Here is a 12,904-nt window from a genome sequence, read left to right on the forward strand (position 1 = left end):
CTTAATATGAGAAGATTAAGCCAGCTTTTGACGCCAGGTATTCAAAACATCAGTGCGGGTAATCAAGCCAAGGAAACGCTCTCCATCCAACACTACTGCTACATGGCCATCATTGAATGTCGCCAGTAGAGAGCGGTAATCGGCCTCTTTTTGTAATGTGTTCACTTGATGGGTCATAGCGGCACTGGCCGGTAATTTGAAATGGCTGGCATCTGCTTGTACGGTGTTCAGCAAGTCCCATTCGTCGATTAACCCGACCACTTTTTCGCCGTCTAATACGGGTAGTTGGGAGATGTCATATAGGCGCATTCGGGCGTGAGCCACGGCCAGCGTGTCCTGCGGTGAAACAGAAATTGTTGCGCCGTCCTCATGACGATAAGTGATGAAATCACGCAAATCGCCATACTGGGGCTTGCTCAGCAAACCTTGTTCCATGAGCCAGTAATCGTTGAACATTTTGGACAGGTACTTGTTGCCGCTGTCGCAAACGAAGGTGACCACTCGCTTTGGTGTGGTTTGCTCGCGGCAATAGCGTAATGCTGCGGCCAGTAGGGTGCCGGTAGATGAGCCTGCCAGTACCCCTTCTTCCCGCAATAGCGCGCGTGCGGTGCTGAAGGCTTCAGCATCATCGATGCGATAAGATTTTTTTACCTGAGAAAAGTTGCTCAGTGGCGGGATAAAATCCTCACCAATTCCTTCGACCAGCCAGCTACCCGCATCGCCAATCTGCGAGCTGTCGACGTAATCTGCCAAAATAGATCCCGCAGGATCGGCCAGTACGAACTCGGTGGCGGGTGAAACCTCGGCAAAGTATTGGCTCAGGCCGCTCAGGGTGCCGCTGGAGCCAACACCCACCACGATGGCATCGACCTGCCCATCCATCTGTTGCCACAGCTCAGGGCCGGTCGATGTCCGGTGCGCCGCGGGGTTTGCCGGGTTATTGAATTGATCGATATAGAAAGCCCCCGGTGTTTCCTGCGCCAGACGCAGAGCATAGTCCTGATAATAAGCCGGATGCCCTTTGCCCACATCCGAGCGGGTCAATAGCACTTGTGCGCCCAATGCTCGCAGGTGGAAAATTTTCTCCTGGCTCATTTTATCCGGTACCACTAATAGCAGTTTGTAACCTTTTAGCGCCGCCACCAATGCCAACCCAAGGCCGGTATTGCCAGCGGTGGCTTCAATGATGGTTCCGCCGGGTTGCAGCAACCCTTCTTTTTCAGCTTGCTCAATCATCGAGAGCGCGACACGGTCTTTAATCGACCCACCGGGATTTTGATTTTCCAGCTTGACGAACAGTTGGCATGGGCCGGTATCAAAGTGGGTCAGTTCCAGTAGCGGGGTGTGGCCGATAAGATCAAGTACCGAGCGTGGGATAGCCATTGCATACTCCAGCATTATTTGTTTAACAGCATAAATTGTTTAACAGCATGAATTTGGATAACAACTGATGGGCTGGATAATAGCGCTAGCGGCTTAAGCATTAAAAAGAACAAATAACCTGTATATATTACCTTTTGTTATATATTTATGTTTTTTTAGACGTTTAGGTGCTTAGGTGTAAGGATGTTCAGACAGGAAGATGGTTAGCCGTATAGCCATCGATATTCACAAAAAACAGTCTCTTTACAAAACAAAACGTAAAACTACGCCCAATTGAGCCAGCAATGGGATAAATTTAGAAAAGGGACTGAAATATGACTAAGCTAATATTTCAGTCTAAGTGAAAAGACGTTATTTTTTCGCTAATTGGACAGTGGTTGGTTCTGGGAATACCACTTATTTCCAATTATTAGCAAGGATACTCTGGCGACCTCATGATGAAATTTATCCTCCCCTTTAAGATAAAGAAATTAACCTTCAGTGCTGGCTTATTGCTTTTGGTGCTGCCCGCCGCGCATGCGGCTGGAGACCCGGCTGCTCCGCCGGTAGATGCCAAAGCCTATGTGCTGATGGATTACAACAGTGGAAAGGTGTTGGTGGAAGGGAACAGTGACCAGCGCCTCGATCCGGCCAGTTTGACTAAGATTATGTCCAGTTATGTGATTGGACAGGCCATTAAAGCGGGGAAAGTGCACCCTGATGATTTAGTGACCGTGGGGAAAGATGCCTGGGCTACGGGTAATCCGGCATTACGTGGTTCCTCACTGATGTTTTTGAAACCGGGCGATCAGGTAAAATTGTCCGATTTGAATAAAGGTATTGTGATTCAGTCAGGCAATGATGCCAGTATTGCGTTGGCCGATTATGTGGCTGGTAGCCAAGACAGTTTTGTTGGCCTGATGAACAATTACGCCAAAGCCTTGGGTCTGGCGAATACTCACTTTATGACCGTCCATGGTCTTGATGCGCCAGGGCAGTACAGCACTGCCCGGGATATGGCGGTATTAGGTCAGGCACTGATCCGCGACGTGCCGGAAGAGTATGCGCTGCACAAAGAGAAAGAATTCACTTTTAATAAGATTCGTCAGATTAACCGTAATCGTCTGCTATGGAGCACTAATCTCAATGTGGATGGCATGAAAACCGGTTTTACCTCCGGTGCGGGGCATAATCTGGTCGCGTCTGCAACCGAAGGGCCAATGCGTTTAATCTCTGTGGTGTTAGGTGCACCCAGTGATCGGGTTCGCTTTAGTGAAAGTGAAAAACTGTTGACCTGGGGCTTCCGTTTCTATGAAACCGTGGTGCCGATTAAAGCCACCAAACCTTTTGTGACGCAGAAAGTGTGGTTTGGTGATACCGGCGAGGCCGAGCTTGGGGTGGCAGAGGATGCCGCTATCACTATCCCGAAAGGGCAGATGAAGGATCTTAAAGCCAGTTATAAGTTGGATCAAACGGAGCTGCGTGCGCCGCTGGCCAAAAATCAAGTGGTCGGAACCATCGATTTTCAGCTTAATGGCAAGACGATTGACCAACGCCCGCTGGTGGTATTAAACGAAGTAAAAGAGGGCGGTTTCTTTAGTCGCATCTGGGACTTCGTGATGATGAAACTCAGTCAATGGTTTGGTAGCGTATTTGGCTAGTTTAAAGAAGATGATTGATTAATAAGAAAAAGGGCTACTGAAAAGTAGCCCTTTTAGCATATTAGGTGACCTATCACTGATATAAATCAGTTACAGGCAACGATCTTGATTGCTAACCCCCCTCGGGAGGTTTCGCGGTATTTAGAATTCATATCTTTGCCGGTTTCATACATCGTTTCGATGACTTTATCCAGACAAACACTGGGTTCGCTAGTACGACGTAGCGCCATGCGCGCAGAGTTAACGGCTTGCACCGCAGAAATTGCATTACGCTCAATACACGGCACTTGAACTTGCCCTGCCACTGGGTCACAGGTCAGCCCTAGGTTATGCTCCATCGCGATTTCTGCTGCAATGCACACCTGAGCAGGGCTACCGCCCATCAACTCAGCCAAGCCTGCTGCGGCCATGGAACAGGCCACACCCACTTCGCCCTGACAACCCACTTCAGCGCCGGAAATAGACGCATTCATTTTATACAGCGCCCCAATCACACCAGAGACCAGGAAGTAGCGACTGTATGAGTTCTCATTTACCTGACGAATGAATTTGTCGTAGTAAGATAAAACTGCCGGAATAATGCCACACGCGCCGTTAGTCGGGGCAGTCACGACCCGCCCGCCCGCAGCGTTCTCTTCATTGACGGCTAATGCATACATATTAATCCAATCGACAACCATCATCGGATCCGAGTTATTTTTATCGGTACTAACCAGCATTCGGCGCAAAGCTGCGGCGCGACGTGGTACTTTCATTGGACCAGGCAATAACCCTTCAGTATTGATGCCGCGCTCAATACCGGCACGCATCACTGCCCAGATTGCGGCAAAGTGAGCACTTATTTCGGCTTTGCTGTGCAATGCCAGTTCATTTTGCATCACTAAACCGGACAGTGATAAACCGGTATCTTTACAGTGCTTTTGCAAGTCACGGGCAGACTTGAACGGATAAGGCACAGTAATCGCTTGGCTATCTTCCTGACCAAAGTGTGCTTCATCGACAATAAAACCACCGCCGATGGAGTAATACGTTTTACTGAAAATACAGTCATCACCCGCATGAGCGCTGATGGTCATACCATTTTCGTGCAATGGCAGGTTAGTGCTGTGGAAGTTCATCCCGCCATTGGCCGGGAAATCAACTTCGTGGCTGCCGTTTGCCAACAGCAGACGTTCCCGCAACTCTACATCGCGGATAAAACCAGAGATTGCATCAATATCAACGGTATCAGGCAGATTCCCCGCCAAACCCATAATAATCGCAATATCGGTATGATGGCCTTTACCGGTAAGAGACAAAGAGCCGTAAACATCAACAGTGATTCGGGTGACGGCAGAAAGATGCCCCAGTTCGATTAGGTCATCGGTAAACAGCTTGCCAGCCTTCATTGGGCCGACGGTATGAGAGCTGGATGGACCAATACCAATCTTGAAAATGTCAAAAACGCTGACCATATATCGCCCCTTAAAGGTTCTAATTATTAAAGTGATGACATTGCCGTGGTAGGAAGCCGGAGCGGACGCTCCGGTTTTTGAAACAATTTACAACATCAGACCATGATAACTGGCTGGCCGTGGACGTTGGCCAGCCTCAGAATCATTTACCGAACAGGCTGAACAAGATTGCAGAGATAGCAATCAGGCCCATGATAACCACGAATACGTTGCTGATATGGCCGCTGTACTTACGCATCGCTGGAACTTTATGGATTGCGTACATTGGCATCAGGAACAACAGCATCGCGATGATTGGGCCACCCAAGGTTTCAATCATACCCAAAATGCTTGGGTTCATGGTTGCGACGATCCAGGTTGTTACCAGCATGAACAGGGCAGTAATACGGTTCAGTTTGTCATGATTGATAGTTTTGCCTTTGCTACGCAGAGACTTAATCATCATGCCATTAAAGCCTTCACGTGCGCCCAGATAGTGACCCAGGAAAGACTTGGTGATAGCGATAAAGGCAATAACCGGCGCCATGTAGGCAATTATTGGAGTATTAAAGTGGTTAGCCAGGTAAGACAGAATAGAAATGTTCTGGCTTTTCGCATCCGCCAGATCCGCAGGAGACAGGCTCAGTACGCAACTGAAGACGAAGAACATAACGGTGACAACCATCATGATGTGAGCAAAAGCCAAAATGCGTGAACATTTTTTCTCTGCATCTACGCCGTACTCTTCACGTTTTGATACTGCAAACGCCGAGATGATAGGGGAGTGGTTGAATGAGAACACCATGACCGGAATAACCAGCCACATGGTCATCCACAGACCGCTACCAGTACCGTTGCCGTCCATTGATACATGTTCAAATATTGCACCGGTCCAGTTAGGGATCAGGTACACAGCCAACAACATCAATGCTGCAACAAACGGGAATACCAGAATACTCATTGCTTTTACAATGGCATGCTCACCAAAACGCACGATAGTCATCAGGCCCACGATCAGAATCAGGGACAAAATAGCACGCGGTGGTGATGGCAGATGCATCTGGTGGGTAATGAAGCTATCAACGGTGTTGGTGATTGCCACACTGTATACCAATAAAATCGGGTAGATAGCGAAGAAGTAAAGCAGGGTAATCAACTTACCTGCGCCGATACCAAAGTGCTCTTCAACCACTTCAGTAATGTCTTCACCTGGGTTTTTGCCTGACAGCACAAACCGGCAGAGACCACGGTGAGCAAAGAAGGTCATCGGGAAAGCAATGATGGCCATTACAATCAGCGGCAGAAGGCCGCCGATACCGGCATTGATAGGCAGGAACAATACGCCTGCACCGATTGCAGTACCGTACAGGCCCAACATCCACATGGTGTCACTTTTACGCCATGTGCTTGATGAAACTTTTCCCGGGGAGGCAATAGTGCCTGCTTGAGTAGTGTCCATAAAGATCTCCACTGTGAACACGTTAATTTAAAATTAAGAGCCGAAAGTTAGATACCCGCTATGCATTATCGAGTTGCATAATCAGGCGAAAAATTCAGTCAAAACGATTCGTTTAAAATTGGTGCCCTGGTTATTACTTTGGTGCCGTAATCGTGCTTTATACCTAAATTGTCAAGTGCAAAATTTAACCGATATTAAGAAGATGAATTCGCGGTATCGGATATTTTTGGTGTTCTTGGAAGAACAATAGTTTTTGCTGGCGGCAAGATAGCGATTTGCAGTGAAAACTACCGTGATCATGCTCCCAAATGCTTAATAAACTCGCCGCCGATCATTTGTTACGAATTTAAAACTGATTGTTATGTAAATGTTTATGATTTATCACTAGAAATAATGAAAAGTATACTTTCCCTTCTGGCCGATAAATAAACAGACTATTCTTTATTCCTTGCTTCTTGGCGTGCAATATATTTTAACCACGCTTATGGATCTAGCGGAAATCGATTTTTTCACTGATTTATTGATGAATATCATTAGTTTAAAACAACAAAAATAATTTAACTTGTTGATTTTTAATGTTATTAAATCAATTATCATGTGATGGTGGTTTATGGATTTGATGATAAATTCAACAGGAAAATAAGAGGAAAAAAGACAATAGGCATAGTGAGGGGGAATAAGTCAGCGCATGATTATTAGTATCGAGCCCTATATTTGTCATATAAATTTTTTCTGTCACTAATTTGTCTGACAATAAACTAACGTTATTCTTTTATTTAAATGCGTTAAATGAACACTAAATGTTAAATTAATTTACCTTAAATCTTTATACTGTTGCATGTTCATTTAATAATGGAATTGTGTTTTAGAAATTTGATAGGCAAAGAGTGATTTAACCACAAATATAATATGGTTATTTAATGTTGTGCTATTCTGCTTAAATATAATCCAATTTTTACTTGATATATGCGGATAGGTTTATCGACCCGGTATTTACCGGGTTAAGATTTTTGCTATGTAATCAAGTCTAACAGTCGATTTTGATGCCATGTTGTAAAAAGAACTGGCTGAACTCGGCATCAGGCTGGCGGTCGGTGACTAACGCATCAAACAGGGTCAATGCTCCAATGCTGGCAGGTTTTATTTTACCGAACTTACTGTGGTCGGCCACCAGGATTTTCTGTTGTGATTTGGCCATAGCTCGGTGCTTTAACAGAATTTCATCGAAGTTGAAACAGGTGGCGCCATACTCAATTGAAACGCCGGCTGCGGAGATAAAAGCTTTGTTTGGGCAGGCATTGTCCAGCTCATTGTGCTGACTGATCGGTGTGAAAATATAGTTATTGGGTTTGAATTCACCACCGCACAGAATCACTTTACAGTTGGGTTTGTCTTGTAAGGAAAGAAAGGTGTTAAGGGAGTAACAAATGGCAGTAAATACCAGTTCTTCGTCTATCTCGTCGATAATAGAGGGAATTGTAGTGCCGCAGTCAAAAAAAACCGTATCATTTTCGGCGATCAACCTTGCTGCCAACTGACCAATACGGCGTTTTTCTTCCACCTGTTTGGCTTGCTGGTCAGAAACAAAATAGTTATTGGCGTTATTGCTTTTAGGGTCCATCACCACATAACCACCCAACAAAATCACGGCGGTCGGCTCGGCGCTAAGATCACGGCGAATAGTCATTTCAGAGACTCGCAGCAAATTGGCCGCGTCTTTGAGGTGGATTTTGTCGGAACGCTTTAGGGCCTGAGTAAGTTTATTGATTCGTTCTGCACGGCGGGTTTCCATAAGCTATTCCTGACAAACAATTATTAATACCATACGTTGCACTATAGTTTCTTATAATACAACGTATTGCAATAAATAAGCCCGGCAGTAGCCGGGCTGACAATCGATTCGAATCTAAACAATCGATTAATAGACTTACAATGAGTTAGTAGCTTGATGCCACGGCCTGTTGGCCCGAAACAATGGTTACACCAGAGCTGGTACCAATGCGTGTCGCCCCTGCGTTGATCATGATTTCTGCTGTCTTTTGATCACGAACTGCACCAGAGGCTTTAACGCCTATTACCGGACCAACCGTAGCACGCATCAATTTAACATGTTCTTCTTTGGCACCACCGGTGCTGAAGCCTGTTGAGGTTTTCACAAAAGCTACGTCAAGCTCACGACACATTTCACAAACTTGTACGATTTGAGCATCACTTAGCAGGCAGGTTTCTAATATTACCTTCAACGGTGTAGTGGCGCAAATATCACGTACAGCCTTAATATCGGCTTTAACTTCGGCAATTTTGCCACTTTTTAGCCAGCCAACATTGATAACCATATCAATCTCTTGCGCCCCAGCGTTGATTGCTGCCTGAGCTTCAAAGGCTTTTGCTTCAGTCAGACCCGCACCCAGTGGAAAACCAATGACTGAGCACACCTTAACCGTACTACCGGCTAACTGTTGGGCGGCGACTGGCACGTACCCAGAATTAACACATACGGCATAGAAATGATGCTGTTTAGCTTCTTCACACAGCTTGATAATTTGGGCTTCCGTGGCATCCATTGCCAATAGAGTATGGTCAATGTAATTAGCATAATTGATCGTCATGATTTTTATCCTTTTGTTCATCTGTAAGTTATCACTACTGTTATAATAGTAACATTATCAGAGGAAAACAAAGGTAATTCTCACATATTTAACTGTTTTACATTTTATTTTGTTATTTTAATTACATTTTAGCGGCTTAAATGCACCGGTAATCAATAGGTGACTTTCTTTTGTAAATTGATTTTAAAGGATTATTTTATAATGTGACTGGCGGCGGTGGATATTGCCGATCTTTTAGAGCCATCGGCAATGTGAGATTTATAACCTAGCGTGACTAGCTTCTGACCCATCCTCTACTGATAGGCAGAGCAAAACTAATACGATAAAGGCGAGTCATACCACTTGCGATAGCGTCACCGAATAAATTCCATACTAACTGTGCGAATAGGCAACCAATAATCCCTAATAAGAAGGCACCCACCATATCTAGTGGCCAATGAACACCCAGGTAAATACGTGACCATGCAATGGCGGCCGCGACGACCATCATGCTGACTGCGGACCAGAGTTTGTGCCAAAAAACAAAGGCTAAGGCAAAGGTGAAAATAGCGGTGCCGTGATCACTTGGGAAAGAGCTGTCGGGTGCATGGCTCATAAAGTTATAGCCAAAACCGACAACAAAAGGGCGATCGTGTGGGATAAGCATCCCGATGCAAGCCGCTGAAAGCATAGAGAAAACAAGAGCGATTGCTGCCTTGGTTACCACTGCTCGCTGCAAGTTAATGCTATCTTTTGGCCCCCATAGCCACAGTGCCACCAGTAACATGGGGATAATCATGATCAGGTCACGTGCGATGAAGGTCGCAAAAGAAATCATCCATGGCGGTGATGCCGGGGTCGCATTTATCATGGAAAAGAAAAAATAGTTCATTTGTTCCATTATTCAGTACCTTTATCGCGGCGGTAAAAACCGCTAATCATCCAAAACAGAGCCAACTGGCTCAGCCATACCCACCAACCCGCCCACAGGTTATGAGTAAGAAAATGTGCCCCGCGCATAATTTGACCAAACCCCATCAACATGCCAAGACCAATACCGAGCAACCAACACAGCGAAGCCAACCGAGGCCGCTCGGGGTAGAACAGGAAGAACAGTGCCATCACGGCAAAACCGCTGGATGCATGGCCACCGGGAAAACAGTGGCCGGGACCTGCACCTACAGGAGCGGTACCCATCAGCGCATAACTGATAGCTTTGCCACCGTACTCCACCAGATCCCAAGGGCAGGAGTGGGCGCTGACGGCCTTTAGCACCCCAACTACCAATGGACCGATGCCAAACAACAACATGGTCGTCACCAAGCGCCCATTACGGCGATAAATCCCCCATAACAATGCCACCACGGCAGTACTGATAATGGTTATTTTCAATAATCGGTGGTTGAGTAAATCCAGCCAGTAATTGTTTTCCCATGGAAAATTTTGCCCGACGGGATCAAACCAGTAATTACTGATAAACCAATCTAGTTGCTCGTTGTTCGACAGCCACAGAAAGAGCAATCCACAGATCACTAACCCAAAAACCTGCCAAAAATAGAAGGATAACGGCAACGAGTAAAGGGAGTTTGTCTTAATTATCTGTGCTGTTGAGGCATTATTTAATGTCGCTGGAGTGACATTGGCTTGAGAGGTAGGTTTGCTGGTCTTCACGAAGTAACCTGAAGCGGAAATAGGGAATACTAATACTGTAATAATATTGTCTTAAGAAAGCCTTAAGGGGCAGATGGCGCGATATGGACGAGAGTAGAAATAGGCAGAACTCAAATTTCAGGCAAGAAAAAACCCGATTAGTCTTGAACCTAAGAAGGCGGGACTATCGGGCTCCTCAATATGGGGACATCAAAGAAAAGCAGTGGCATTAAATCAGACCCCAGTCCAGTAAGAAAGTTCTGGGGAAATAAAAAAAGTATAAAATAATGTTTAGCTTTTTCCGCAACGGCCTTTTTAGTGTACTAGCCTAATACTCCCGGCCAGATAATAACGATCAACGAACCTGCCAATGTTAATAGTACGTTGGCGATGGCATAAGTCCCTGCGTATCCTAGTGCCGGGATGTTACTGCGGGCAGTATCGCTGATGATGTCCATGGCCGGTGCGCAAGTGCGAGCACCCATAATGGCACCAAAAAGCAGAGCACGGTTCATGCGTAATACATAAGCGCCAAAGAGAAAGCAGATGACGACTGGGACCAGACTCACGATTAGGCCAGAGATAAGCATCTGTCCACCGACCGCGCCCAAGCTGCTATTAATACCGCCACCTGCACTTAATCCGACGCCAGCCATAAAGACCATTAACCCGAACTCTTTCACCATATTCAACGCACCTTGCGGGATATAGCCAAAAGTAGGGTGGTTAGCACGTAAAAATCCGAGCATGATGCCAGCCATTAATAGGCCGGCAGCATTACCAATGCCGAAACTGAAATTACTGAATTGGAAGGTAATTAAACCAATCATCAATCCGAGAATAAAGAAGGCACAGAAAGCCAGCAGGTCGGTGACCTGACTGTGAATAGAGATAAAGCCAATTTTTTCTGCCACGCTTTTAACGCGCCGTGCATCACCGCTGACTTGCAGTACGTCGCCTTTATTCAATACTACGTTGTCATCAATCGGCATTTCAATTTGGCTGCGGATCACCCGGTTTAGGAAACAGCCGTGGTCAGTCAATTTTAAGTGGCTGAGTCGCTTTCCAACAGCATTGCTATTTTTAACCACAATTTCTTCGGTAACAATGCGCATGTCCAGCAGGTCACGGTCGAAAACTTCTTTACCGTTACGAAAACTGGGATCAAGACGGGAGTGAGCGTCAGGGTAACCGACCAGTGAAATCTCGTCTCCCACTTGCAGCACCGCATCACCATCTGGGTTGGCTAAAATACCATTGCGGCGAATACGCTCAATATAACAACCCGTCTGGCGGTAAATACCTAATTCACGTAGATTTTTACCATCTGCCCATGCCACCAGTTCCGGGCCAACCCGGTAAGCGCGAATGACAGGCAAATAGACCTTACGCTGGCTATCGGTATCCAGACCGCGCTCCCGAGCAATCTGCTGAGCACTGGTCGGTAAGTCCTGGTGTTGGAGTTTGGGCAAATAACGTGCGCCCAAAATCAGGCTCACCAGCCCGATAAGATAGGTTAGGGCGTACCCGAGGCTCAGATTATCCTGCGCGTGTTGCAACGCCGGGTTATTGGCGATGGTATGGCGCAACGTATCACCTGCACCGACCAAAACCGGTGTGGAGGTCATGGAGCCTGCCAGCATCCCGGCAGTAAGGCCAATATCCCAGCCAAATAATTTACCCAGCCCCAACGCCAGAATCATTGCGCTACTTACCATGACCAGAGCGAGCATCAGGTAGTTTTTACCGTCGCGGAAAAATATAGAGAAAAAGTTTGGACCGGCTTCAACACCGACACAAAAAATAAATAGCATAAAGCCCAGATTCAGCGCTTCAGTATTGATGGTAAAGTGCTGTTGCCCAAGCAACAGTGATACCACCAACACACCAATAGCATTACCTAATTGAATAGGGCCGAGTCGCAGTTTACCCAGGCACAACCCCAAGGCTAAAACTACGAATAACAGCAAGATGTAATTGCCGTTTAACAGATTTGCGACGTTTATATTCACGAGTATGACTTTCTATTTAGCTCGAATGACCACGATGTATACGCTCTTGGTTTAAAGGTAGAAGGGGCATTTCTTTAAACTCAGAATATTTATCGCTAAACAGCACATAAAGGCAGGCGATAGTGGGAGTTATTCTAATCTGTCTGCTGCGAGACAGCCAGTAATAAGCAGGAAGTTTGGTCTCGCTAGAAGGATATGCTTTGTTACCAATTATAGATGGGCTTATATGTTGTTTGTAGGTCGCTTCGTCTGGTTTCCTGAGGCGGTTTTTACTGTGTGGTACTAGAGTCCCAGCAATAAAAAAAGGGCGCTAAGCACCCTTTTTCGAATAAAACCAAATAATATTGGCGAGGAAACGCTCTGTGCGGCTGACCAGATTACTGGAATAGGCTCAGATTTTCTTTAGCGTATGCTTCAAAATCTGTGCAACCGCCAATGTGTTTCTCATCAATGAAGATTTGCGGTACGGTTTCTACCGGTTTGCCGACGGTTTTTTCCAAATCAGCTTTGGTGATACCTTCCGCATGAATATCGATGTAACGGAATTTAAAATCGTCGCGTTCAGTTTCCAGTTTTTCTGCCAGTTCTTTAGCACGGACACAATAAGGACATCCAGGACGCCCGAAAATCACAGCAAACATGTAAAACTCCTTAATTAAATTGAGCTATCCCCGCCATTTCTCAAACAGGGGTAATCACTTCGCCAACAGCTCTTTCTATCTTCAACTGTTAAATGACT

The 12,904-nt window shown here is 46.0% G+C and carries 10 protein-coding genes; 1 reads left to right on the top strand and 9 read right to left on the bottom strand.

Annotation, left to right across the window (positions count from 1 at the left end; genetic code table 11):
* Positions 1 to 15: 15 nt before the first annotated feature.
* Entirely contained in the window at positions 16 to 1,383 is a 1,368-nt protein-coding gene (locus V2A84_RS04610; RefSeq protein WP_083158390.1) for a pyridoxal-phosphate dependent enzyme, read from the bottom strand.
* A 434-nt stretch (positions 1,384 to 1,817) separates the two neighbouring features.
* Between V2A84_RS04610 and V2A84_RS04615 the strand changes: the two genes are divergently transcribed.
* Positions 1,818 to 3,023: a serine hydrolase gene (locus tag V2A84_RS04615; RefSeq protein WP_083158391.1), complete on the top strand. Its 1,206-nt coding sequence runs from the start codon at positions 1,818 to 1,820 to the stop codon at positions 3,021 to 3,023.
* Positions 3,024 to 3,109: 86 nt separating this feature from the next.
* Here V2A84_RS04615 and V2A84_RS04620 read toward each other — a convergent pair whose 3' ends face one another.
* From V2A84_RS04620 to V2A84_RS04655, 8 genes are all read right to left on the bottom strand, one after another.
* Entirely contained in the window at positions 3,110 to 4,477 is a 1,368-nt protein-coding gene (locus V2A84_RS04620) for an L-serine ammonia-lyase (protein ID WP_083158392.1), read from the bottom strand.
* 142 nt (positions 4,478 to 4,619) lie between these two features.
* Positions 4,620 to 5,915, bottom strand: a complete 1,296-nt coding sequence (locus V2A84_RS04625; RefSeq protein ID WP_083158393.1) for an HAAAP family serine/threonine permease — start codon at positions 5,913 to 5,915, stop codon at positions 4,620 to 4,622.
* Between the two features lie 1,027 nt (positions 5,916 to 6,942).
* The gene (gene deoR, locus V2A84_RS04630; protein ID WP_083158394.1) at positions 6,943 to 7,707 is read right to left on the bottom strand and encodes a DNA-binding transcriptional repressor DeoR; all 765 of its coding nucleotides are present in this window, start codon (positions 7,705 to 7,707) and stop codon (positions 6,943 to 6,945) included.
* Positions 7,708 to 7,852: 145 nt separating this feature from the next.
* Positions 7,853 to 8,524 carry a deoxyribose-phosphate aldolase gene (deoC, locus tag V2A84_RS04635; protein ID WP_083158395.1) on the bottom strand — a complete coding sequence of 224 codons (672 nt, stop codon included), beginning with the start codon at positions 8,522 to 8,524 and terminating at the stop codon, positions 7,853 to 7,855.
* A 274-nt stretch (positions 8,525 to 8,798) separates the two neighbouring features.
* Entirely contained in the window at positions 8,799 to 9,404 is a 606-nt protein-coding gene (gene ybjG / locus V2A84_RS04640) for an undecaprenyl-diphosphate phosphatase (protein WP_193784632.1), read from the bottom strand.
* Positions 9,404 to 10,075, bottom strand: coding sequence for a phosphatase PAP2 family protein (locus V2A84_RS04645; protein ID WP_193784807.1), 672 nt, complete (start codon positions 10,073 to 10,075; stop codon positions 9,404 to 9,406). Before V2A84_RS04645 ends, ybjG begins: the two co-directional genes overlap by 1 nt.
* A gap of 401 nt (positions 10,076 to 10,476) precedes the next feature.
* On the bottom strand, positions 10,477 to 12,165 hold the full coding sequence (locus V2A84_RS04650; protein ID WP_083158397.1) for an aspartate:alanine antiporter: 1,689 nt from the start codon (positions 12,163 to 12,165) through the stop codon (positions 10,477 to 10,479).
* Positions 12,166 to 12,542: 377 nt separating this feature from the next.
* Positions 12,543 to 12,806, bottom strand: a complete 264-nt coding sequence (locus tag V2A84_RS04655; protein WP_004873700.1) for a GrxA family glutaredoxin — start codon at positions 12,804 to 12,806, stop codon at positions 12,543 to 12,545.
* Between the last annotated feature and the right edge of the window lie 98 nt (positions 12,807 to 12,904).

Origin of the sequence: Yersinia sp. 2553 StPb PI, from assembly GCF_052217105.1 — a bacterium.
GTDB lineage: Bacteria > Pseudomonadota > Gammaproteobacteria > Enterobacterales > Enterobacteriaceae > Yersinia > Yersinia enterocolitica_E.